18 protein-coding genes and 1 pseudogene are annotated in these 22,222 nt (G+C 67.9%); 4 read left to right on the forward strand and 15 right to left on the reverse strand.

Going from position 1 to position 22,222, the window contains the following annotated elements:
• Positions 1 to 189 precede the first annotated feature (189 nt).
• Positions 190 to 750, forward strand: a complete 561-nt coding sequence (locus tag ABCR94_RS37720; RefSeq protein ID WP_347125904.1) for a hypothetical protein — start codon at positions 190 to 192, stop codon at positions 748 to 750.
• A 647-nt stretch (positions 751 to 1,397) separates the two neighbouring features.
• On the opposite strand, the gene ABCR94_RS37725 is transcribed toward ABCR94_RS37720, so the two are convergent.
• From ABCR94_RS37725 to ABCR94_RS37735, 3 genes are read right to left on the reverse strand one after another with little or no spacing between them, the layout of a single operon-like run.
• Positions 1,398 to 1,877, reverse strand: a complete 480-nt coding sequence (locus tag ABCR94_RS37725) for a hypothetical protein (protein ID WP_347125906.1) — start codon at positions 1,875 to 1,877, stop codon at positions 1,398 to 1,400.
• Positions 1,864 to 4,062, reverse strand: coding sequence for a site-specific integrase (locus ABCR94_RS37730; RefSeq protein ID WP_347125907.1), 2,199 nt, complete (start codon positions 4,060 to 4,062; stop codon positions 1,864 to 1,866). The genes ABCR94_RS37725 and ABCR94_RS37730 overlap by 14 nt, the downstream gene beginning before the upstream one ends.
• Positions 4,059 to 5,657 (reverse strand): site-specific integrase, encoded by a 1,599-nt coding sequence (locus ABCR94_RS37735; RefSeq protein WP_347125909.1) that lies wholly within the window; start codon positions 5,655 to 5,657, stop codon positions 4,059 to 4,061. Before ABCR94_RS37735 ends, ABCR94_RS37730 begins: the two co-directional genes overlap by 4 nt.
• Here ABCR94_RS37735 and ABCR94_RS37740 point away from each other — a divergent pair.
• Positions 5,643 to 5,993: a pentapeptide repeat-containing protein gene (locus ABCR94_RS37740; protein WP_347125911.1), complete on the forward strand. Its 351-nt coding sequence runs from the start codon at positions 5,643 to 5,645 to the stop codon at positions 5,991 to 5,993. The genes ABCR94_RS37735 and ABCR94_RS37740 overlap by 15 nt on opposite strands.
• A gap of 202 nt (positions 5,994 to 6,195) precedes the next feature.
• On the opposite strand, the gene ABCR94_RS37745 is transcribed toward ABCR94_RS37740, so the two are convergent.
• The 10 genes from ABCR94_RS37745 to ABCR94_RS37790 form a co-directional block, all read right to left on the reverse strand.
• Positions 6,196 to 7,224 carry an IS3 family transposase gene (locus ABCR94_RS37745; RefSeq protein WP_347119138.1) on the reverse strand — a complete coding sequence of 343 codons (1,029 nt, stop codon included), beginning with the start codon at positions 7,222 to 7,224 and terminating at the stop codon, positions 6,196 to 6,198.
• Positions 7,221 to 7,604, reverse strand: coding sequence for a hypothetical protein (locus ABCR94_RS37750; protein WP_347118891.1), 384 nt, complete (start codon positions 7,602 to 7,604; stop codon positions 7,221 to 7,223). Before ABCR94_RS37750 ends, ABCR94_RS37745 begins: the two co-directional genes overlap by 4 nt.
• A 32-nt stretch (positions 7,605 to 7,636) precedes the next feature.
• Complete coding sequence (locus tag ABCR94_RS37755) at positions 7,637 to 9,976, reverse strand: XRE family transcriptional regulator (protein WP_347125913.1); 2,340 nt, start codon at positions 9,974 to 9,976, stop codon at positions 7,637 to 7,639.
• A complete protein-coding gene (locus ABCR94_RS37760) occupies positions 9,973 to 10,308 on the reverse strand; it encodes a helix-turn-helix domain-containing protein (protein WP_347125914.1) in 336 nt (111 codons plus the stop codon). Before ABCR94_RS37760 ends, ABCR94_RS37755 begins: the two co-directional genes overlap by 4 nt.
• On the reverse strand, positions 10,305 to 10,541 hold the full coding sequence (locus tag ABCR94_RS37765) for a hypothetical protein (protein WP_347125916.1): 237 nt from the start codon (positions 10,539 to 10,541) through the stop codon (positions 10,305 to 10,307). The genes ABCR94_RS37760 and ABCR94_RS37765 overlap by 4 nt, the downstream gene beginning before the upstream one ends.
• Positions 10,535 to 10,978 carry a DUF6262 family protein gene (locus tag ABCR94_RS37770; protein ID WP_347125918.1) on the reverse strand — a complete coding sequence of 148 codons (444 nt, stop codon included), beginning with the start codon at positions 10,976 to 10,978 and terminating at the stop codon, positions 10,535 to 10,537. The genes ABCR94_RS37765 and ABCR94_RS37770 overlap by 7 nt, the downstream gene beginning before the upstream one ends.
• Positions 10,968 to 13,220 carry a tyrosine-type recombinase/integrase gene (locus ABCR94_RS37775; protein WP_347125919.1) on the reverse strand — a complete coding sequence of 751 codons (2,253 nt, stop codon included), beginning with the start codon at positions 13,218 to 13,220 and terminating at the stop codon, positions 10,968 to 10,970. The genes ABCR94_RS37770 and ABCR94_RS37775 overlap by 11 nt, the downstream gene beginning before the upstream one ends.
• Positions 13,217 to 14,326 carry a tyrosine-type recombinase/integrase gene (locus ABCR94_RS37780; protein ID WP_347125921.1) on the reverse strand — a complete coding sequence of 370 codons (1,110 nt, stop codon included), beginning with the start codon at positions 14,324 to 14,326 and terminating at the stop codon, positions 13,217 to 13,219. Before ABCR94_RS37780 ends, ABCR94_RS37775 begins: the two co-directional genes overlap by 4 nt.
• Positions 14,286 to 15,437, reverse strand: a complete 1,152-nt coding sequence (locus ABCR94_RS37785) for a tyrosine-type recombinase/integrase (protein WP_347125922.1) — start codon at positions 15,435 to 15,437, stop codon at positions 14,286 to 14,288. Before ABCR94_RS37785 ends, ABCR94_RS37780 begins: the two co-directional genes overlap by 41 nt.
• Before the next feature lie 65 nt (positions 15,438 to 15,502).
• Positions 15,503 to 16,615 (reverse strand): tyrosine-type recombinase/integrase, encoded by a 1,113-nt coding sequence (locus ABCR94_RS37790; protein WP_347125923.1) that lies wholly within the window; start codon positions 16,613 to 16,615, stop codon positions 15,503 to 15,505.
• Between the two features lie 711 nt (positions 16,616 to 17,326).
• Here ABCR94_RS37790 and ABCR94_RS37795 point away from each other — a divergent pair.
• Positions 17,327 to 18,367, forward strand: a pseudogene (locus ABCR94_RS37795) (relaxase domain-containing protein); the annotation flags it as partial.
• Between the two features lie 414 nt (positions 18,368 to 18,781).
• Positions 18,782 to 19,297 (forward strand): GNAT family N-acetyltransferase, encoded by a 516-nt coding sequence (locus ABCR94_RS37800; protein WP_347125925.1) that lies wholly within the window; start codon positions 18,782 to 18,784, stop codon positions 19,295 to 19,297.
• A 491-nt stretch (positions 19,298 to 19,788) separates the two neighbouring features.
• On the opposite strand, the gene ABCR94_RS37805 is transcribed toward ABCR94_RS37800, so the two are convergent.
• Together ABCR94_RS37805 and ABCR94_RS37810 are read right to left on the reverse strand one after the other, a co-directional pair.
• The gene (locus ABCR94_RS37805) at positions 19,789 to 20,271 is read right to left on the reverse strand and encodes a hypothetical protein (protein WP_347125927.1); all 483 of its coding nucleotides are present in this window, start codon (positions 20,269 to 20,271) and stop codon (positions 19,789 to 19,791) included.
• 368 nt (positions 20,272 to 20,639) lie between these two features.
• Complete coding sequence (locus ABCR94_RS37810; RefSeq protein ID WP_347125928.1) at positions 20,640 to 21,530, reverse strand: pentapeptide repeat-containing protein; 891 nt, start codon at positions 21,528 to 21,530, stop codon at positions 20,640 to 20,642.
• Between the last annotated feature and the right edge of the window lie 692 nt (positions 21,531 to 22,222).

Raw genomic sequence — 22,222 nt, forward strand, 5'->3', positions numbered from 1 at the left:
TGGTCGCCGAGCTCATGGACATCCTCGACCAGCCGGTCGTCCTCACTCCTCGTCGACCAGGCCGTCCAGCAAGTGCGGGGCGGTGCAGTTGGGGTTGCTGATCAGGTGTTTGGCCTTGTCGTGATGGTGAAGCGGTTCCGGGAGCGGCCTGGTGGTCCGCGGATCCCGGCCGTCTGAGAGGCTGTGGCCATGACGGACATCCCTCTCTGGCGTCGGCCCACCCGCGGCGGTTGGCGCATCCAGGCCGATGAGGCGCGCACCCGCGTCGACGTGATGGATCCCGCCGGCCGAGTCCGGGCGTCCGTCGCCACGGAGCCCGTGCAGCACTTCACGGGCTGGTTCGCCAGGCGGATGAACGCGGACAAGAGCCGCGCCTTCGAGACGAACGGGCCGTCTCTGTCTGCCCCTGCCCGTGAACCCACCCCGATCACGCTGAGTCCGCATGACGAGCAGGCTCTCGTCAGCGACGGCATAGCCAACGGTCGCCATCGGGAGAAAACCGGTCGTGCCCTCGTCCACGGCCGGCACTACGCGTTCCTTCACACCAGGGGAAAGCGCGCCGAGGCGATGCGGGACGGCACCCGGATCGCGTCATTCGTCAAACACGGCTTCCGCCTCCACAACGGCCACGTCAGCCGCGAGGACCACGGTGTCCTGGACGAGACCGACGAACTGGTCCTGACCATCTTCGAGAAGCTCCTGAGGCCCGGACGCCCCGGTGCCATCTCCGACAACCTCACCAGTATCTGAACCGACTCGGCGACGGTCTCGGCAGCCGGTCGCGGGCATGCCGGGCTCGGAGGCCTCGGCCGGATCGCCGGTACTGCGCAGTACCTCTCCCGCGTGATGGCGGCGCGGCAGCGAGTCGGACCACAGCGCGCGCAGCCGATCTTCAGGCAGTGCGTCCAGCAGAGGCACGGTGGCGAACGCCTGCCGTGCCGCCGGTGTATCGGCGGCGAATGACGTGGCTGGGCGGGAGTCGGTGTCGGGCGCGTACGGTGGCGGCATGGGCAGGGACGGGGTGCCCCGGCTGCGGCCGGTCGTGGTCGTGGACGACGACTGCGGGCCGCGGTTGTGCCGTGGGTGCGGTGGCCCGTTGATGCCGTCGGCGAAGGCGACAGCGGTGTTCTGTTCGCCGGCGTGCCGGTCGCGGCACTGGCGGCGGATGCGGCGGGCGCGGACTAGGACCGAGGCGGTCCAGGCCGGCATGACGTCCAGCTGCCCGCAGTGCGGGGTGTCCTGAACGGTCAGGGTCGAACATCCTGCCTCGGCAACGTACTGCTCTCACTGCTTTTTGTCTGCACTCCCCGTGTCCCGATGCGCTGTGTTGCGGTCAATCCGGGTCGGGCGGCAGCGGTGCGTCCGGGCGGCCCGCTCGGGGTGTCTCATTCCGGGAGTCAGCACGGGCCGAGAACGGAGACGCTCCGAGGGCGAGGAAGTTCCGCAACCTGCGGGTGCGACGTTCTGGCGAGCTGTTGACGGAGGCGATCGATCTCTTGGTGCTGGGCGGCGAGCTGGGACACCGCTCGCTGCTTGAAGCCCCTGAGCTCGTCGAGCTCGGCGTCGTGTTCAGCGAGACGCTTCCGCAGATCCGTGACCGTCTGCTTGAGCTGGGCGATCTGGGCTTCGCGTGGGTCGGGGGCCTGGCCAGCCGCCTGGAGTCGATCACGCCGTTGTGCGAACTCCTCGGCCAGATGCTGGAAGGGGCCTGGTCGTCCTCCCTTGGGGTAGAAGCCGGTCCGGTTCACGCCTGCTTCGGCTGCGAGCGTCTTGAGATCGCATTTGCCGCCCGGCGGGACCTCACCGCGCAGGAGCCGGTCCATGGCGGTCCTGATGCGGTCCTCGGCCTGGCACCGCTGATCATCACTGATCCGCATTGGATTCCTCTCGGGGGCCGATGCCGACCGCGTTGTCGATCTCGTGGAGGACTCGTTCGGCTCGGTCGAGTTCGGCCTGGAGGCGGCTGCGCTCGCCGTTCTGCCGTCGGCTGAGCGAGCCGAGGAAGACCTTGGTCTGGACGGCGGTGCCAGCCCAGACGGGCCGGTGGCAGGCGTGGTGGGTGGCCTGCGGGCAACGGGCGGAGTCACACATTCCCGCCAGGGGCTTGTCAGCGTTCGGGGTGCCGGCGAGCTTGAGGCAGAGGGCCTTGGACGGGTCGGCGAACCAGCAGAAGTTCGCGGAGCCGAGGTGGAGGATGCCCGCTCGCTTGGCCAGCAGGTTGCGCAGGTCTTGATCGCTGGAACGGATGTGGGGCGGGGAGCCGGGCGTCTGAGCCAGTTCTCCGTCGACATGAGCGAAAAAGTCGATCAAGTCGCGGGCGCCGGGGCCGCTCGGCATGACGCCCTGCTGGTAGTTTCGGAACTCGGCCAGGACCAGAGACAGGTTCCGTTCCCGTTCGTGCTCGTGAGCCTCGGCCAGGAGCTTGGCCTGGGATCCGCCCGGCCGCGCTGTGTATCCCTCGGTCGTGACGGCGGACACGTGCTTGAGAGCGATCTTCGCCGCGAGCATGCCGTGCGGGCGATAGCCCAGTTCCATGGCCAGAGTCCGTCTCAGCATGCGCAGGTTGACGGGGCCGTCCGGGACCGGCGCCAGCCCAAGGCGGAGCCCTGCGGGGCTGTTGATCCAGGGATGGAGCGAGCTGGTGTAGTTGCTGGAGTACTGCATTCGGCCGAGAAGCGGTGCCCCAGGAACGGGGTGATCGTGCAGTGCTTCGATGAGCGCGACCGCCCGGTGGACCTCGTCGAGGACGATCCACTCGTCCTCGACCCCGCCGAGCGGCTGCCCCTTGATGATCTTGCTATTGAGGCTGCGGCGGATCAGGCCCGGGGCGACTTCGATGGTGCGGCGGCAGCCCACCGCCAGTTCGGCGAGTTCGCTGTAGCGCATCCCGGACAGGGTCGCGATGACCGTCAGCGCCGCCAGCCGGACCATCACCACCAGGTCCATGAACTCGCGGATGTGCAGGGGCTCGGTCCATGGCACGGTTTCTGGGGAGTCCGATCGGGTGACGGCCGGAGCCTTCCGCCCCCACGGCTTGGCCAGGCCGACCGCCGCGGCCGTCTCCTCGGCGGTCCTGCGGAGTTCCGCCGTCAGTTGGTGCGACCGGTACTCGCCGCAGCCGGCCCGGTCGGACAGAGCCTGAAAGCTCACCCGCAGCAGCGGGTCATGGGGATGCCAGCCCTCTCCCAGACGCCTGGCGACATGGTTTTCCACCAGCTCGACCAGGGGCTCACCGGTGGAGTGGTGGTCTGTCAGGACCCGGGACAGATCCGCGACGGTCGGCCGCTTCCTTTCCCTGTCCCTGGCCCGCGGGGGTCGGGCCGCGAGCTGGCGCCGGAGATCAATGGCTTGGGGCCCGAGGACGTCGACGATGTAGAGACACGCACCCAGCAGCGGCTGCAAGATCCGGTCGGGAACAGGGGGAGTCTTGTTCTCTTTCGTGCCGCGTTGCAGCCCGGCCACGAGGGATGGCTTCGCGAACCCCCAGGGCCGCAGCTCGGGGGCGTAACGGTCACTGGTGAACAAGTCGGAGTAGAAGGCGAGGTCCATGATCGCGGTGACGACCATCCGCTTGTGGGAAACGCTAGCCTCCCGCAGCGGACGGCCGTGCCGGTCCCGGATCGTGCTGCGGACGAGAAGATGACGCTGGCAGTGGTCTTGCGTGACCTCTCCCAAGCTCGCGATGCCCTGCTGGGTGAGCCAGTTCAGCCAGTCGAAGAGAACCGGGCGTAGTCGGCTGGCCGTGGCCAGGGCCCGGGGTGTGCGGTAGGCCATCGGCAGTTGAGCGACGGCCGGGTGGGTGGGTGCCCACTGGGCGAGGATCAGCTCCTTGGCCACCAGCCGCCAGCCAGGGTGGACGATCTCGGTGAAGTCCCAAATCAACTGCGATGCCCAAAGGTGCTGTGGCCGGCCCCGGATTCCGGTCAGATCCCAGACGTCATCGCCGAAACGGGGCGGAATGAAGCCGGCGAGCGAAGTCCAGCCGGCCTCCTTGAACACATCGGCCCCGGCGAACGGCGAGACGGTATCCGGGACCGGCGTCGCCGATGTTGCCGACGTCATGCGGTTCGCTCCTCGGGCCTCAGGGGAAGTTCGTCGTCGGTGTCGGCGACCTCTCGGGATGAGGCTTCCAGTAGCGCGGGGTCGAAGCGGTCCAGGACCTCGGTGATGCGCTGGGCGTAGGGCCCGAAGACGGCCATGAAGTGCTCGTTCGGCATCTGTCGCCACTGGCGGGCGAAGAACGCCTTCAGCCGAAGCAGGTTCACCGCATGCCGGGGGGTGAATACGGCCAGTGGGCAGAGCAGGCAGACCCAGGGCCGGGCGGGACACGGCTTTCCCTTCGGACCGTGCAGTCCCGCCAGTTGATCCGAACAGGCGGCGACGAACACATCCCGCTGGCCGCCAACGAGCTCTTCCAGAGCGGTGCCGTCCAGCCCGAGCCGGTCAATGACCTGCGGATACTCCCGGGCCAGTACGACGGCCGCCTCCTCGGGCAGCACTGTTGGTGGCATGGCCCGGCGGAGGAGATCCCCCTGGGCGTCCTCGATGATCGCCTCGACCGCCCGCTGCTGAGCCGGGGTCGTTGCCGTCAGGTAGTGGTCGGCTTCAACCGCCGGCGTGTGGTTCGGATCGATCGTTGCCCTCGGGCTTCCGGACCAGGTGCGACGGTCGCGGAAGCTGTGGAACGTCGTCCGGATCCGTTGGCGGTTCATCAGCAAGGGAGCCCCGCTGTCGCCCATCAGACCGTGCCGACGGATCCACGCTCTGACCGAAATTTCCGTGATCCGTGTGGTCTCGACGTTGCCGGTGAAGTTCGGGCGATCCCGCAGCCAGAGCACCCCCCGGTCCTCGCGCCGTGGAGCGTGCGAACGCAGCAGAGCGGAGTGCTCCAGCCACCTTTCCAGCAGCCTGACCGCCTTGCGAGGAAGATTCAGGCTCTCGCGTGTGGTGCGGCCCTTGATATAGCCGAGCACGATCTGAGAGTCCCCGGCCCACTCGATGTCATCCAGGCTGAGCCCGTCGATTCCGTCCGGGACGATGCCGCTGTAGGCGCCGAACAGCAGTTGGTAGGAGATCACTGTGTCCGGCTGCGGAAATAGGGCAGCCCGGGCGTTGGCCAGGGGCCTGCGGACGGCTCGCACGATCTTGTCCTGGACGCCGAGGGCTTTCAGGTGGCGTGCCGCCAGCGGCCCACGCTCGGCGAGGAGACGACACATGTCCTCAAAGGACCACCGCCCGCTGCCCAGAGGGTCGTGGCCGCGGCTGGCGGCAGCGACCGCCGCGGCGTGGGCCGCCAAGGCTTCGCGTACGTTTCTGCGACAGATGCCGATCAGCCGGTCCCACTCCGACTCGCTGTAGGGAACCAGAGGCTGCTGCCTCTCACGCTGGTTGAACATCCTGCCCTGGATCAGCAGACGGACCGGCTCCGAAAGCCTGGCCCCGTCCTCGTCCCAAGCCGCCAGCATCCGCCGTGTGTGCATCTCCGCGTTGTAGCGGCCCCCCATCCAGAACTCGATCAAATCCAGTCGGCTGAGGTCCCCGGCGCACCCGTCAAAGCCCCGGTCGTGCATGAACCGCAGAAGCCGCCGGGCCGACACCAGCAGGTTGCTGATCACGGTCCGTGACCCAGCGGTGCCGTGCGGGTGGATCAGGTTCACCAGGCCGACCATCAGGTCCAGCGCCAGCTCAGGGCTTGCCTCAGTGGAGCGAACCTCACCGGGGCGTACCTCACTGGAGCGAACCTCACTGGAGCGAACCTCACTGGAGCGAACCTCAGCGGAGCGAACCTCACTGGAGCTTGCCTCAACGGAGCGAACCTCTTCGTGGCGTCCCTCACCAAGGCCGACCTCACCGGAGCGAGCCTCCGCAATGTGCGCTTTTTGGAGCCGGAACAGCTGTTGCGGGCACGCTTCGTGTCGATCCGCAACCTATCGGCGGAGCTAGCCGCCGACCCGGCGGTGGCAGCCCGGCTGGCCACAACGCCCGAAGAGTGAAACGCACGGCCGGGCGGGAGGCCCTGCTGCGTCACCCTGAAGCAGCCCCGCCAGACGCAGAGAGCGGCTCTACAGGCACGCACATCGTGCCTGTAGAGCCGCTCTTCGTGGGTCGAGCTCAGACCCGTCTTACTGGTGAAGAGGCGGTGTTCCGCCCCTCCTCGTTCCGGAAGATTTCAAGTCCAGTGAGACGGTCGGGACGCTATGAGGTTTGTGGTGCGGGTTCGCGGCGCTTGGCCGGGTCGTTGATCCAGGCTTTCTCGGGTATTCGGGGTGGTCGGGGGCGGCGGGCGAAGCGTTCGGGGTGGCGGGCGTATGCCTGGGCGAGAGTGACGGCTCGTTGGTCGCGGACCTCCTCGGCGGTCCCGAAGTGGACGGAGGCCGGGGTGTGCCAGCCGATGCCGGAGTGGCGGTGTTCGTGGTTGTAGTACGCGATGAACGTGTCGAACCACTCGCGGGCATGGGCCAGGGAATCGAAGCGGTCGGGGTAGTCCGACATGTACTTCGTGGTCTTGAACTGGGCCTCGCTGTAGGGGTTGTCGTTGGAGACCTTGGGCCGCGAGTGCGACCGGGTCACTCCGAGGTCGATCAGCATCTGGGAGACCTTCTTGCTGGTCATCGAGGTCCCGCGGTCCGCGTGCACGGTCTCGGGCACGATGCCGTTGCGGGTGATGGTCTCGCGGATCAACTCCTCGGCCCGCTCGGCCGATTCGGCCTTCTCGACAGTGTGGCCGACGATATAGCGGGAGTAGATGTCGATGATCACGTAGGCGTGGTACCAGATGCCCTTCTCGGGTCCGGCGGCCTTGGTGATGTCCCAGGTGAACACCTGCGAGGGGGCGGTGGCGAGGAGTTCGGGCACCGCCTTGGCAGGGTGGGTGGCCTGTCGGCGGCGCTCGCCGCTCTGGCCCTTTTCGCGCAGGATCCGGTACATCGTGGAGACGGAGCAGCGGTAGCGCCCGGCATCCAGCTCACGGGCCCAGATCTGGGCGGGCGGGAGTTCGGCGTACTCCTCGCGGTTCATCAGCTCCAGTACCGCAGATCGCTCCGGCGCGCTCAGGGCCGAGGGCTGGACCTGCGGCTTCCTCGGTTTCCGCTCGGCTGCGGGCCGCAGCCTGCGGTAGTGGGTGGCCCGCGAGCGTCCGGTCAGCCGGCACGCGGTGGTGATACCCAGTGCGGGCTCGACACCGGCGAAGGCGTCGTCGAGGACCGGGGCGGCGTTCTGGGTCAGTCCGCGCTCTCGGAGATCATTTCCAAGAGCGCGGAAGCTTTTCCCATGACCTCCAACGCGGCCTTGTTGCGGGCCAGTTCCTTCTCCAGCCGTTCCACTTGGCGGCGCAGTTTCTCGTTCTCCACCTCGGCGGGCGACCTCTTCGGCCTCGCCGGGCCGGTGCGCCTGTCGGCCAGCTTCTCCAGGGCCCCGGCATCCCGGGCGGCCCGCCACTCCTTGATGTGCGAGTGGTACAGCCGCTCGCGGCGCAGGACCGAGCCCTTCTCGTTCTTGGCCGCGGCGTCGTACTCGGCCACGATCCGCAGCTTGTACTCGGGACTGAAACTGCGGCGCTTCGGCTTCGCTGCCGGATCCGATCCGGACGGCTTCGTGCTGGTCATAAGGGTGGAACTCCTGTCGATGCCCTCTCAGGCTAACCCGACAAAGCGGGATGTCTTACCCAAGGCTGGCAGAGAGGGTTCTGGCAGGCAGCGAGGTAGTCCGCCCAGCTGTCCTGGGCGTATTGGGCCCAGGAGTGTGCGGTGTTGGGGTGGATGCCGAATAGGTCGGCGACGACGATGGGCGGGAGGTCCGCAACCGCCTCTATCATCGCGGTGTTGCGGGCGCTGAGTACGGGGAGTCCGTACTGGTTCATGAGTGAGTGGATCGAGGCGGCGCTTCGGGGTCGGCTGGGTGGCCGTCCCGGCAGGAGGAAGCGTCCTTCGTCGTCTCCCCGCTGCCGGAGCGTCGAGGCGTGTCCCGGACGCGTGGCCTGTTGCTCGATGAGCTGGGCCAGCCTGGGTGGCAGCAGGACAGGGTTGCGGTCGAGGGTGAGGTAAGCGCCGTCGTCCTCGCGGTGGAACCGGTCGGTGGTCAGCTCGACGATGCGAGTGGCCGGGAGGGCATAGAGCCTGATCAGGGCTCCGGCGATGCGTACTTCGAGCGGGAGTGTGTCGTCGTTGAGGCAGCGTCGCAGTTGTTCGCTGTACTCGTCCTCGTCGAGGAAGCGCGACGGTAGCGTCTTCGGCCTCGGGGGGACGGTGAGTTTGCTGGTCAGTCGGCGGGCGGTGGTCCAGCGGATGAAGGAGGCGAGGCCCCGGCGTCGGGTGGGGTGGGTGGTTAGCCAGAGGTCGAGGTCTTCCTGTCCGGCGGTGTCGAGCTTTAGTTCGTGGACGTCAAGCCAGGTCAGGAACTCGATGGCGACGCGGACGTCATGGCGGTCGCCGGCGGCCGCGTTGGAGGTGTAGCGGCCTCGGATCGCGCGGCGTCGTGCGTCACGCACCACGTTCCATTCGGCGAAGGGACGGATGATCCGGGCCTGGTGGGACGGCAGGTTCTCCACCGTTTTCTTCACCCAGAGCTCCAGACGGGCGAGGTTCTCCTGGCGCTGGGGCAAAGCGCCCGTGGCCACTAGGACCTCGCGGATGTAGCGGGTGTTGCGGTCTTGGGGAAGTGCATCGAGTACGTCGTGGCTGATCTCCGTGTGGTCGGTGGCAAGGGCCGCCAGCAGCTGTGCGGCGGGGCTCTCCCGAAGCCACTCCAGCACCGACCACGGCCGTTCCGCCCTTCCCAAGGCATCGACCAGAGACCGGAGTTGCGGACTGATTGCTCCGTCTTCACCGCTGAGAAGGTCGGTCAGACGAACGGTGATCATGCAGCGGGTGCAGGTGCCGTCCGCATAGATGTCGCCGGGGAAACCGCAGCGACGGCACGCGAAGGCGAGGTGGTTGGCTCCGCTGCAGGGCCCGCAGAGCTCGCCGCCGTCCGGCGTGCGGCCGACCAGAACGTGGTCGGTCCCGCAGCGGGAGCACGGCGCCGGGTTGCGGGACCGCCGGTGGTAGCAGGTGCCACAGAGGGTGCCGATCGGCCAGGTTGCCTTCACCGGTTTCATCTCGCCGCAGTCGTCGCATCGACGGGATGGGCGGGGGCCGCAGGAGTAGCAGTGAAAGGCTCCGTCGAGTGCGCGGACGTGACGGCCGTGACGCTGCCGGCGGCAGACGACGCACTCACCGAGCGGCCCGCGGTAGCACCCCTCGCAGATGTCGGGCTGTCCGTCGACGGCGCGGGCCTGGATCGGGCGGATTTCGCCGCAGATTCCGCAGAAACGCGGAGCAGGCTTGTAGCAGCGGTCGCATACCGGCCCGGCGGCTGTGAAAGCCCAGGTGCGGCGGACGGCCCCGCAGCGGACGCACTCCCGTTCGGGCGCCGGAGCACAGTTCTGGCACAAGGCCGAGCCGTCCTCGCGCCGGACGGTGGGCAGTCGGCGTCGGCTGCACTCGGCGCACTCGGTGAGGACCTGCGGATCGCGGCGGTAGCAGCTTTGGCAGATCGGCCCTTCGGGGCGGCGGGCGAGGATCCGGCCTTCCTTGTTGCAGCGGGCGCATAGCCGCTTCTTGTGGCGGTCAGCGCACCAGTGACAGCACCGGCCAGCCGGGGTAGGACGGGGCAGTGTGCCGTCGGCGCGGCCGCAGACCGCGCAGCAGAGCTGGGTGACGGCGTCGCCGTGGCCGGCGACGTCCATCTGCCGCAGCAGGCGTACGAACGTGCCGGAGCAGTGCGGCGAGGGGTTGGCCAGGGCGTCGGGGTCCTCGGCGAAGTACCGGTCCAATGCCCGTGCGGGGGTCGGGGCCCAGGCGCGGGCCTGCTCCAGGATCTCCTGAGCTGCCGAGGCGGAAAGCGCTGGGCCGGCTGCCTGTTGGAGGCGGGCGATGTTCCGGGCACGGGCCTCGGCGAGCTCGCGCTGACGTATCTCCCGTGTCTGCTGGCGGCTCATGGCTTGCCGTTGCCGGGGCGGCGGATGACGGCGCGGCGCGGCGTGATGGCCGTCGGCGCCGACGGCTCGCCGTCGGCGGTCTTGCGGACCTGGAGGTTGACGACCTCGGGCTTGATCAGGTCGTTGGGTGTGCAGCCCAGGATGTCGCAGAGCGCGACCAGGGTGTCCATGCTCATCCGCTGCGGAGGCTGAGTGACCAGCCGGTAGACCTGTTCACGCGACAGCGTGATGCCGCGTTCGGCCAGCAACGGCACCAGATCGGAGGTCTGGAACATCTGACGCTCCGCCATCAGCTGCCGGAGCTGCCACTGGTAGCCCATCTTCTTGATCACGCCATCACGTCCCAGTCGTTGCCGAGTCGGTTCTTCATTGCCGCTTCCAGCAGCTTGTTGCAGTACTCGTTCGACACTCCCATGTAGATCGCGGTGGTCGCGGCGTGGGAGTGTCCGACTTGCTGCTGGATTATCTTGAGTTCCTTTGCTCGACAGGACGTTGACCTGTGCGTTTGCTTCGTTGTTGTTGTCCGTGACGTGTCGGACGAGGGCATGCGTTGGCTTTTCAGCACGGGCCGATCGTTACTGAGCTGGGATTGCCCGCACTCATGCGTGGCGGGCGTGTACGAGTGCTCGCGGCGCGTTGTTCGCCAAGGGCCTGAGCGAGTTGCTCGCGCAGTTGCCGGTTCTCCTCAGCAAGCCGCCGGATACGACTGTTCGCGGCTTCGAGTCTCTGCAGCAAGGAGGCATCGGAGGTGCGTTGACGTGCGGGAACGGGGGACGCGGGGGCTCGGCGGTGCGATGACCGCAGGTGCTCGATCTCCGTTCGCAGGTCCGGCTGGGCATAGAGCCAGGACCGGGAAACTCGCGCTCGTTTCGCGACTGTCTCGAAGGTGACTGGTTCGCCCGCGGCATCCAGAGCACGGAGTGCCTGGACGGCTTTGGAGCGGGTGTACTCGCTTCGGCGCCGGGCGGCGTCGATGATGTGCTGGCTGTTGTCAGCTCGCATCGGCGGTCGCCTCCGGCTGATCCGGGTCGGATTCCAAGGTGGTGATGATCTGCTCCAAGTTGCCCAGAACCTGGCGGTTCATCTCGACCACCCGCGCTTGGCCGCGGGCCTCGGCGGCGGAGACGATCTGCAGCAACTGCTGGCGCTGTTCCCGGTGTTGTGGCAGGAACTCGGGGGTGGTGACGAACATCGGGCAGGTCAGGCAAGCGTTGGCATGCGGACAGGTTTTCTGCACCGGCAGGCCGCAGTAGCCGTTCGGCAGGGCCTGGGTCACGCGGCCGAGCCGCTGCTTGGCCCAGGTGGCCTCGGCCAGCGGACCGTTGGGGTCAACGGTGACGCTCTCGCCCTTGATATTGACCTTGCGGGCCTTCTCCCAGTGCCGGCGGACCGTGGTGTCGTGCAGCCGGGCGTAATGGGCGGTCATCTCACCGGAGGAGTGGTCAAGAAGGACGCGTACGACTTCCTGCGGGACGTCCCGGTTGATCAGCCTGGTTCCAAAAGTGTGGCGCCATTGATGGGGCGTCAAATGCACTGCCCGGCCGTGCTCGTCGCGGACGTCGCAGCGCTCCAGCCAGAGATCGAGCTGTCCGCGGTAGGAGTGCGTGGTCAGTGGTCGGGTCCCGTCGGGGTTCATCCGCGGGGCCGGGAACAGCCACCGGCTGCCGCCGGGCCACCGGTCCAGGACGCGCTGCTGCTGGGCGGTGATCTCGCCCTCGACCTCCTCGTCGATGGGGACCAGGGCTTCGCGTTTCATTTTCCGGTTGAGATAACGAAGGTAGGCGGCGCCGTCGGCGTCCCGGACGATGCAGTCGAAGGCCAGGTTGCAGGCGTCACCGACCCGCAGCCCGCACCGCATGAGGACCAAGGTCATCAGGCGGCCCTCGGGGTTGTGCCAGCGGTCGAGGTTGGCGGGCTGTTCGACCTGGGCCATGACCTGCTCGGCCAGCGCCCGGGGCAACCGCTTGTCGGGGCGGGGGAAGTCGTCGGGGTAGAAGGTCGCGCTCGCCGGAAGGGTCTCGTCCCAGCCGTGGCGGCGCATGGCGTGGAAAAACGCGTTCAGCGAACCGATGTCCCGGCCGCGCGAGTGGGTCGACCGCGGGTCGACCGCGAGATCGGCCAAGTAGCGTTCGAGTACCTGCCGGTCCACCGCAACCAAACCGTCCGCGGCAACCCGTGGGTCGGCCAGGAAGCCGGAGAACCGGTTGAGCGCAAGGATGTCGACGACGGCCTGGTTGATGCTGCGGCCGATACTGAGCCGCCAGCGCACGAACCTTTTGGCCGGCTCCCGCAGCCACGGCTGGGCGATACGGTCGAACCGCAACCGGGCCCGGGTGCCCTCGATCCCCAGCCGACGCAGCACCCACACATCGCGGGGGAACTCGCTCTCCCAGCCGCTGCCGCAGGCGAGATCCTCCAGATGCTCATGCGCGTAGCGCAGGAACGCAAGCTGTCCGTTCCGGTCATGACTGGCCCCGCGCATCGCGGCGAAGTGCTCACTCCACTGCTCCATCGGCCACTCCAGCAAGGATCCTGCCTCGCTGGCGGCGGCCAGCCGGATCACCGGCGAGACGGCCGAGCTATGGGTGTTGACCTGGCGCTCGTCGTGGCGGCGCTGCAGCGCGTACTGCAATTCCAGCTTGAGCTGACGCTTGTCGTCCAGCGGCCGGAAGTCGAAGCGGTCGTCTCCGGCGGCCTCGCAGCGGCGTACGAACTCCTCAATCTCGGGGCTGCCGACGGCATACCAGCGGGACTTGTGGTTGTGGCAGAACGGCGACTTCCCCTGGGTCCACAGGGTGCAGAACGACAAGCGGCAGATCCGGTGGCCGTTGTCGGCGACGGTCGGCAGACTCGCCATCCACTTCCTCTTTTCGGGCTTGCCCGCCCGTTCCCAGAAGCCGTGATGGCGCACGCATAGCCCTTGGCGGGCCGCACCGTAGTGGCAGCCGGCGATGGAGCACTCGGTCAGTTCGGTCCGCCCGACCGGGCCGGGGCCGGGATCGGCGATGAACGCCTCGATGTCCGGGCCTCCGCGCCGCTGCCAGCGGTAGTAATGGCCGCGGCAGAGCTGACGGGTGCGGGGTTGCCGTGGACATCCGGGAACCCGGCAGGCTCCCAGCCCGAAGATCAGTTCTCCCGGAGCGGGGATGAACACATCGACGCGGAACTCCGGCCGGACCGCGGCCATGAGTTTGCCCAGCAGCCCTGAGCCGGGAAGGGGAGCAGCGGGAGTCGACTCGCTCACCAGCGGACCTCCCGCCCGGTCAGGAAACCGGCGGCCTCCAGGGCGCGACGGGCGTCCTCGACGGACAAGTGACCGTAAATATCAAGCGTGGTGGCGATCGAGGAATGACCGAGCAAGGTACTGACCACCTCGATGGGCACCTTGCGGCGTAGGAGCAGAGTGGCCCGGGTGTGCCGGAACCAGTGGGGGTCGAAGTCGATTCCGGTGGCACGGCGGATTCGCAGAACCAGGTCGTAGACGGCCGCGTAGGTCAGCGGGTGTCCGTAGGAGCCGCCCCAGAGGTTGACGAACATGTAATCGCTGTCCAGGTCGCCGTACTCGTCGTGGAGATAGTCCGCATAGAGCCGGATGATCTCGGGGCCGACGGGAACGGTGCGGGGCGAGGCAGACTTGGCCCGAGCCCGGTTGTCATTGACTCGCGGAGTGACGATCAACTCGCCTTCCGCCGCAGCGAGATCCTCATGACGGAGACCGAGGGCCTCACCGATCCGGATCCCGGTCTCCCACAGCAGCGCGAACAAGAACCGGTCCCGCAGCCGGGTGCACGCGTCCAGGATTGCCTGGACCTGGGCGGCGGTCAGGATGGTCGGGTGCATGCGAGGCGTTTTCAGCTTGATCGTGCGGCGCCGCTCGGGTTCGCCGCCCGCCAGGTGATACAGAAACGGCTTCCAGCCCGTGCGCCGGGCGCGGACCGGCTGCAGCTCGGTGACCAGATCGCCCAGGTCCACGCCGTGACGGGCGTGGAAGACGTACAGACCGCTGACCGCCGACAGCTTTCGGTTGACCGTGGTTACCCCGCAGTGATGCTCCGCCGACGGCAGCAACGCGACCCGGCCGTCACGGCCCGCAGGCGGCAGCCGGAGCCAGGCGACGAACTCGCCCAGGTCCTCCAGCCGCACCTCGCGCCAGTCCAGACCGCGCCGGCCGAGGAAGACGAACCAGTCCTTCAGATCATGGCCATAAGCCTTGACCGTGTTCGGCGACCGCTCAATATCGGTCAGGTAGGCGAGGTAGCGCTCGATCGGCTCGACCGTCCCGCCCCCGTCACCGAGGACTGTCCACGACTCAAGCGACGAGGCGGGCATCAACACCCTCTGCACCAGCATCAGACCTCCTGGAAAACTGCGTGATGGACGGCGGTAGATAACCACCTCCACCACACAGATCTCCGCCCACCCCAGGCTCGTGCTGCACGTAGTGGACACACCGCAGAGGACTCAAGAGAAGCTGGATGAAGCGGCGGTCGACGCCGTCCTCGGTCAGATGCGTGACGTACGAATGCCTCAAGGAGTGAGGGACCAGCTCTTTCGGCAGGCCAAGGGCGTCGCGGTATGCCTCGAACCGGTCGTTGATCGAGCCGGGCCGCAGGCGTCCACCGCGTTCAGTGATCCATAGAGCGGGGTTGTCGGGGAATCCGAAGCGCGGCCGGACGTTCTCGACGTAGTCGGCGACTGCCTCGACGGCCCAATCCATCACCGACAAGACGTTCCGGCGCCGCGGAGGCTGGCCCTTCTTGGCCTTGCCGTAGCGGACGTTGAGCGTGCCGTACCGGCCGAACTGCCGGGCCTGCGGGTTGCGCCCGAAGTCGACGACATCGAGCTTGGAGGTCTCGGTCCGGCGAAGCCCCCACCCGTAGATCACCTTGAAGAGGGTGGCGTCGCGGTAGGCCGCCAGGGCGCCCTTGCGTTTCGCCCGTACCGCTCGTTCGACCTGCTCGTCGGCGTAGTCGAGGAAGAGCTGCAGCTGTTCCCGGGTGAACGGCTTCGCCTCCGGGTCGCCCTCGTAATCGTTGAGGTGGGCGATGGTGTTCCACTCGTGGCAGACCGCCACCGGGAAGGTACCGAAGGCTTCCTCGCAGGCAGGACCCCAGCCGTAGCGGCCGTCGATGAGGAACTCGCTGAACAGTCGCACGGTGCCCTGGTAGCTGCGGATCGTCGACGGTGCCAGATGCTTCTCACCGGTCAACGAGACCGACCACTCGTCCATGTGGGCCGGCGTCCACTGCCACGGGTAGTCGTTCGCGAACTCCAGGAACCGGCGTATGAGTCGTTCCCGCGGTTCGATCGTGTCGTCCTTCAGCCCGCGCGACTTCTGCTGAGCCCGCCAACCACGCAGCATCGCGTCGAACATCGCGTCCTCGGGACGCAGCTGGACCACCCCGGAGACAAGCTCCAGATGAGCCGCCCCAGCCAGGGCCACCTTGCGCTGATACACCACTCCAGACCATCCCTTCTGGAGGGCAAATCATGCATCAGAAGGGATACGATTGACAACATGCCTGGTCAGACAGCTAGGTCGTAGTAGCCTCGGAGTCCTTCAAGCTCTCGCCGTGACCTGGCGACCTGCGAGTTCTCGCCCGCCTGATGCAATTCCCGAGGGTTTATGTAGCGCATGGTCGTGGCGATCCAGGAATGTCCTAGTACTTCCTGAATGGCCACCAGGTCGAGACCGCCGTGATAGAGCTCCGATGCGCAGAAGTGCCGCAACACGTGTGGCGTCAGTTTCCCTTCCCAGAAGGGGAGGTGAGTCTTCGTTGCGGCCTTCAGGCCGTCCCGAAGAGCGTCGTCGCCGACCCGGCGGGAGGACCCGTCTGCGTTTCTGCGCTCGGAGGGGAACAGCGGGGCGCCGGGGCGCACGTGGTCGTCGTCGAACTGACCCCACACGTCCTCGATGAACCACCGAAGAGTCCGATCGGCGCCGTTGATCAGCGGGACCATCCGCTCGCGCGGACCCGACCCGCGCTTGCCCTTGCCATAGCGGATATGGAGCTTGCCGAACCGGCCCAGGTCCCACTTGATGTCGTCCAGGTCGAGCCTGCACGCCTCATTCACCCGCAAGCCGACCTGCGACATCAGCTTCGAGGCTGTGTAGTTCCTGGCCGTCGGGGCGAACTTGCGGCAGGTCGCCAGCTCCCCGCCCCAGCCGGCGAACAGCTGCCCCGCCTCCGCGCCGGACGGCGGGATCCGCAGCTGGGCGTCCTTCGCGCCGCGCGGGCGGTTCATCTCGTCGATCGGGCACTCGGCCATGCGGCCGGTCAGCTGGTGGATCTCGACCTTGTGCCGCAGCTCCAGAAACATGAAGTACGTGCTCAGCGCCTGCGAGCGGGCCAGGCGGGTACCGCTGGGCGAGCCCCGCAGCACCCGCCCGAAGTACGCGTCGGCATCGGTCGGCTCCATGTCCCACAGCGGACGGCCGAACCACGTCCGCATCTGGTCCAGGTGGCCAACGTCGCCTCGGATGGTGCCGTCGGCCAGCCCGGCCGACGCCCGCGCCAGCACGAAGCCCGCGAGCACGTCAGTCTCGAAGGCTTCCAACTCCTCGGTCGAGGCAGGCGGCCGGAGCTCGCGCAGATCCCGTACAGCAGCCAGCGCCAACCCGAGCCCCCTCAGTTTCACGAGGAAAGTGGAACCATCGTGAAAGCTGAGACTACTTCATAAATGCTGAAGTTTCTTCACCGGGTCACTCGGACTGAAAGGGCACCAGAACCGCCTGGCCAGCAGGCCGGGCGCCCACCGGGCATCAGGGGAACTCGCGGGATGTCGCACACGGCCGCCGCACGGCCACGCCGAGCAAGGCCCCCGGCCCGGTGAAGACCCCCGGCCCGCTGACCTGCCTGTCCCTCACCCTCGGCCGCTGACCGCCACCGTTTCCCCTGCCGTCCCGGGCCTGCCCTGCTTCCGGCCCCTTACTGATCGCGGCTGCTGGCACTGATTCGTCGGCCATGAGGGGCTCCCTCGTAGAGGCTTTGACGGCAGGTATGCAGCCCTGGCCTTCGCCGTCAGAACAAGCCGGGACTGGGAGCCGGCCTGCGGTGACCTGGAGCGCAGCCCGGGCGCCGCCTGTCACCCAACTGGCCGTTGTGAGGGCTGTGGTGGCGTTGATGAGGACGCCCCTCGGGCCACGAGCAGCGCCGTAGCGTCTCTGGTGCCGTGGGTGGTGATCGCGATCTGGGCGGCGGCCCGCAGCGGTTGCCAAGGCGTGTCCTCGCCACCTCGCAGCCATCCGGCAGGAATGCGTGCGACCGGCCGATGGAGCGAGTGCGCATCAGGCCCGGGTCCCGGCGTTTTTCCGCAGGTACCAGTGCGCACGAAGTAGCGGAACCTACAGCGTGGGAGCCGCGCGAGGTGACCCCGGGACGCTGGCCCGTTATGGAGATTGCTGGGATCGATCAGCGGCTCATCGGCTGGCAGTCGACGCGCCGTCAGCAGATCGAGGACGCGCTGTCCGTCCTGGTGGCCGACTACAAAGAGGACCACGGGCATGCCCCGGGGGAGCGGGCCGGGTACGCACTGGCCTGCAAGGCCGCCGACCGGACACGCCCGCCCAAGCGCAAGGACCTGCGGTCGCTGTCCGAGCTGCGCGCGAGCTGGCGGGAGTCGGCGGTCGCCGCGTTCGGCGCCGACGTCGTCGACCGGCTGGCGGAGCGGGCGCGGGCGGCAGCCGCGGCGGTGTGGGCGCGGGTGCGGCCGGTGGTCGACGTCGTCCTGGCCGCCGTCGACGTCGTCGCCGTGGTGTACGTGATGCGCGGGGCGTTCAAACGCCACCACCTGCTCGCCGAAGCGCGCCGCTACCTCTCCTACGTCCTGCGCGGCCAACCGCACCAGCCGGGCCTGGACGAACGGATCGTGCAGACCGTCGTCGACTACACCCGCCCTGTCGGCCGAGGCCGGAAGATGACCGCTGATCTGCACGCCCTGTACCCGCGCGACACCGACGACCAGGCCGTGCTGCGCCCGCTGATCCGCAAGCGGACCGCTCCCCTCTACGCGCGGGCCCGCCTGGCCGCCGGAGCGCTGAGTGCCCGGGTCTACGAGATGCGCCGCGCGGACCGCCTGGACTCCCGCACCCGCCCGCACACCGGCGCCGCGCCCGGCGCCTCGAGGTCTGGCCCGCGTACGTCCCGCACCGGCGGGAAAGCCGGCCACGCCCTGGAGCAGGGGACCGATGTTGCCGCGCTGGAGCAGACCCGCGCCACGATCGAGGCCGTCGCGAAGATGGCCGCCAAGCTCCAGGACGGCATCCGGGAGCGCGCCGTCGTCCAGGACCCCCGGCCGCAGCCCGCCCCGTCGGCGCCCGCGCCGTCACACACCCCGCCGCCCGGCGGGCAGCAGACGCCCGGCCGGACACCCACTGGAGGACTCACATGACCACAGGTGCGGCACTCCAGTGCCTGGCTGTGGTGACGATGCCCGGCATCGTCCACCGAGTGGAACCCACGATGCTCAGCATCCAGTGGACGATGCCCGGCATCGGATGCAGAACATCGGATGCGGAGAGTGGAGCCCATCGGGTGGAGTCGACCGGGTGGGCTCCACTCCCGTGCGCGCCACGATGTCCGCACCGCACCCGGCGCGCGCCTCCCAATGTCGATGCACGGAGCCTCCGCCAACCTGAAGTCGCTGGTCAAAGGGCTGGTGTGATCGGTCATCGGGGTACTCGTGCTGGTCGTGGGCGGGAGGCCGCGGAGAAGATCGTCCGTCAGGCGGTGCTTTCGATCCCGACGGCTCGGAAACGAGATAAAGCACTTCGCTCTGCGGCGCCTCTGGCCTTACCGTGGCGCGATGGTGCATGTGCGGGAGATGGACGGCGCGGATATCGAGGCCGTCTCGACGATCCGGGTCCGGGGTTGGCAGGCGGCATACGCCGGCATGGTTCCCCAGACGTACTTGGATGCAATGACCGTCGAAGGTGATGCCGTTCAGCGACGGCAGTTGTTCTCTCAACCCCTTCGGAAGTCACGAGACCTTGTGGCGCACGCTGACCGTGGCCTGGCGGGGTGGATCTGCTTCGGGCCGTGTCGAGGTGAGATGCCTGTTCTGGGACGGGCAGGCGAGATCTACGCCTTGTACGTCTCGCCGGATTTGATCGGCCAAGGCATCGGCCGGAGGCTCCTGGGTGAGGCTCACACGCAGATGAAGAGCCAGGGATTCGAAGCGTCCGCCTTGTGGGTTCTCTCTGGCAACCAGCGAGCTCGGCGCTTCTACGAGCGGGCTGGCTATCAAGCCGATGGTGCTACTCAAGACGACGTCTACGACGAGATCACGCTCACTGAGCTCCGCTACCTGCGCGTGCTCTGAGTTCAGTGAGAATCGGTGCATCCTGATCAGCTCGAAGACTGCTGTCTCTTGTCCCAGCGGTCAGCTTGCCGGTTCTCGCTCGTGCGGTCCGGCCGCCGTCTACGATCCGGTGCATGCTGGATCCCGAGTTGTTGGAACGGATCACTGCGCGGCGCGCAGAACTGGACGAGCTCGAAGAACAGCTGACCACCCAGCTGGCGGAGGTGCGGGCCGAGCGGGACGAGCTCGCCGTCGCTGAACGTGTCCTTGAACGGATGACCGATGAGCTCGCTGAGGAACGCGCCTCTGTCGCGCCGATGCCTGGGCAGGTGGCCGGACGGGCGGTGATGTCGTCCGGGTCCATCGGGGTGAGTGCGGTGGTGGTGGTCTTGGGCATAGGTGGCTCCTCAGGTACGGGCCGTCTCGCTGATCGCGCGGCCGCAGGACGCGACGGCTTGCGGGGTGGCGGGGTGACGTGCGCGGCGGTGAGCGCGGGGCTCACCTGGTGCGCGCTACGCGGCGGTGTTGCCCACCGGGTAGGCCGCGGCCGATACGGCGGCCCGCGCGTCCAGGATCAGCTGGCCCCTCGCGCACGACTCGTAGGTGTTCAGGGCATCGGCGATGTCGTCGCGCTCTTCGCGTTCGAAGAGGATCGCCGTGATGAAGACGATGACCGTCTGGGCGATGCCCCGCACGGCGTCCGGTCCGGCCTGCTGCCAGACGCGCAGGGCGTGCAGGAAGACTTTCCCGAGGGTCTCCAGGGTGAAGGAGTCCCAAGTCGGTGCGTCGTCGTCCGGGCCGGGCAGAGAGGTGCCCGCGACGACGATCCCTTCGGCGATGCCTGCGAGGAACGCGGACATCCGCGGTTCGGCGGTGACGAGCTTGGCGGCCGTCCGGACGTCGCCGGCCTGGACCGCCCGGAGGTAGCTGAAAGCACTCGCTACTGTCGCCTCGGTCAGCGGGATGAACGGTGCATCGGCGGGGCTTTGGGGCACGGGGAGCTCCTCACGTACGGGCCGCCCCGCTGATCGCGGCGGCCTCAAGAGGAGCCTCCAGCGGCGGCCCTGTGGACAGAGTCCGGCCGCTGAGGGGGGAGAACTCTCCCCCCGCCGGTGTGACTGGACGCGCTTGTTGGCGGCTGGCCACGTAGTTGGCGGGCCCGTAGCCGACGCTCATGTGAGCAGCTGCGACTTTTCGGGATAGATGACACTTGGTCCGAGTTAGCTGCCATCTCAGCGAGCAGGAGTGGCGAGGGCGCCGCGGTCGCGTTCGATGCTGCCCCGCTCAGCGCGGTCGGCGTCCTGGACGGCTATGTACAGCGCTGCATACCGATCTGACCGCGCCTGCCACCGCGAAGCGTGGGTCAGGGGCGGGGCTGTGAGAGGAGGCGTCGGACGAAGGCGTCGGCCTCGGCCTGGCTGATCTCGACGTGGTCGGTGTCGTTGTGCCCGAGTTTGTAGAGGTGCAGGTATTCAGTGGGCTCCCAGCGCAGGTTGCGGGTGAAGGCTTCGTCCCGTACGACGATTCCGGCCCGGCGGCGGCGTACGACACCGCCGGGGCGGCTGCAGGGGAAGCCGTCGGGGAGGAGAGCGTAGTACGTCGTGGTGTCGGCGGGGGAGTTGAGGACTTGGACGGCTGCGCCGCGCTCGGTGAGCCACAACTCGAGCGCCAGGCCGGCCAGCTCGTGCCGGGTGCCGTCTGGGGCGGTGACGCAGGTCGGCCCGAAGACCGTGCCGCTCATCCCTGTGACGCGGGTGCCGTCGTCGAGGGCGGCCTGGAAGCTGGTGTGCGCAACGGTGACGTCTGTCAAGTCGGCGCCTTCCAGGCGGGTGTTGCCGAGCAGCGATGCACCGTCCAGCTGGGCCGCGCGGAGGCAGGCCCCACGCGCGTCGACGTCGTAGAGATCCGCGCTGCCCAGGTTGACGCCGGTCAGATCGGCGTCGCGCAGGATGGTCTCGGTGAGCTCGGCCTTAACCAGCACCGCCCGCGTCATATCCGCGCCTTCCATATCCGCCCACCCGAGATTCGCCCGGTACAGATCCGCTTCCCGCAGCCGGACGCCTCGCGCCACGGACGGACAAAACAGGGCAAGGCCGAGATCGGCGCCGGAGAGATCGGCACCCGAGAGGTCCAGATACGTGGCGTCGAGGGTGCTCTCGTCCGTGGCAGCCGCCCAGGTCGTTAGGACAGCGGCCGCCCTTCGGTCCACCGGCAGCCGGTGGATCCGGCGCGCGTGTTGGTCGTCGACAGTCATGACGGCTGTGCGTCCTCGACGACGTCGATCGCAGCGGTATCGGCCATGTCTTGATGCTAATGCGCCGGAATGACAGCCCTTCGCGGTACAAGCTAGCGCCGGGGGGTGAGGTGGTCAGGGGCCGATCGGGGGACTGGGCCACGGGTGGGCGGTATGTGGGCTTGGACGGCGTAGGTGTCACCAAAGTTGAAAATCCGGTGTCAAGAAGCGCGATCAGCCTCGGCCAAGCACCCAGCTCAGCCACGCATAGCGGTGTCAAGTATCTCGAAAAGTCACAGCAGCGGGTTCGCCCGTGAAGTCGGCTGTCTCGGCCTGGGGCCCGCCAACTACTGCGGCCAGGGCCCGCCAACCGCGTTGGCCAGAAAACCCATGACCAGGCATTGCGCCAACGCTCAGCCGCCAACCAACGTGTCCAGTCACAGCCGGTTTGTCCTGTCGCGCCGAACCTTGAGTGAATCTCACCGGAGACTGACGGATTGCAGTTCGTCTCATCGAAGGTTAAGTGCGCAGGTCAGGGCATTGCGGCAGCGGAATGCACGCTCGTCTGACGTCTGACCGCCGCGCCCGCGATCGGCTTGAGATCCCTGGTGCCCCACCGGCCTTTGCGCTCATAACGTTGGTGGAGGCGGCGGCAGTGCGGCGAGCCGAACCATGCGTTCGAGGTTCCAGCGGTGGTGGCCCAGTGGCTGTCG

Source organism: Streptomyces changchenzhani, from assembly GCF_039766235.1.
Lineage (GTDB): Bacteria > Actinomycetota > Actinomycetes > Streptomycetales > Streptomycetaceae > Streptomyces.

Excerpts from the sequence above, each read along its gene's own strand:
- ABCR94_RS37720 (WP_347125904.1), top strand. The coding sequence starts at position 190 with ATGACGGACATCCCTCTCTGGCGTCGGCCCACCCGCGGCGGTTGGCGC.
- ABCR94_RS37725 (WP_347125906.1), bottom strand. The coding sequence starts at position 1,877 with ATGCGGATCAGTGATGATCAGCGGTGCCAGGCCGAGGACCGCATCAGG.
- ABCR94_RS37730 (WP_347125907.1), bottom strand. The coding sequence starts at position 4,062 with ATGACGTCGGCAACATCGGCGACGCCGGTCCCGGATACCGTCTCGCCG.
- ABCR94_RS37750 (WP_347118891.1), bottom strand. The coding sequence starts at position 7,604 with ATGACCAGCACGAAGCCGTCCGGATCGGATCCGGCAGCGAAGCCGAAG.
- ABCR94_RS37755 (WP_347125913.1), bottom strand. The coding sequence starts at position 9,976 with ATGAGCCGCCAGCAGACACGGGAGATACGTCAGCGCGAGCTCGCCGAG.
- ABCR94_RS37770 (WP_347125918.1), bottom strand. The coding sequence starts at position 10,978 with ATGCGAGCTGACAACAGCCAGCACATCATCGACGCCGCCCGGCGCCGA.
- ABCR94_RS37780 (WP_347125921.1), bottom strand. The coding sequence starts at position 14,326 with ATGCTGGTGCAGAGGGTGTTGATGCCCGCCTCGTCGCTTGAGTCGTGG.
- ABCR94_RS37800 (WP_347125925.1), top strand. The coding sequence starts at position 18,782 with ATGGTGCATGTGCGGGAGATGGACGGCGCGGATATCGAGGCCGTCTCG.
- ABCR94_RS37810 (WP_347125928.1), bottom strand. The coding sequence starts at position 21,530 with ATGACTGTCGACGACCAACACGCGCGCCGGATCCACCGGCTGCCGGTG.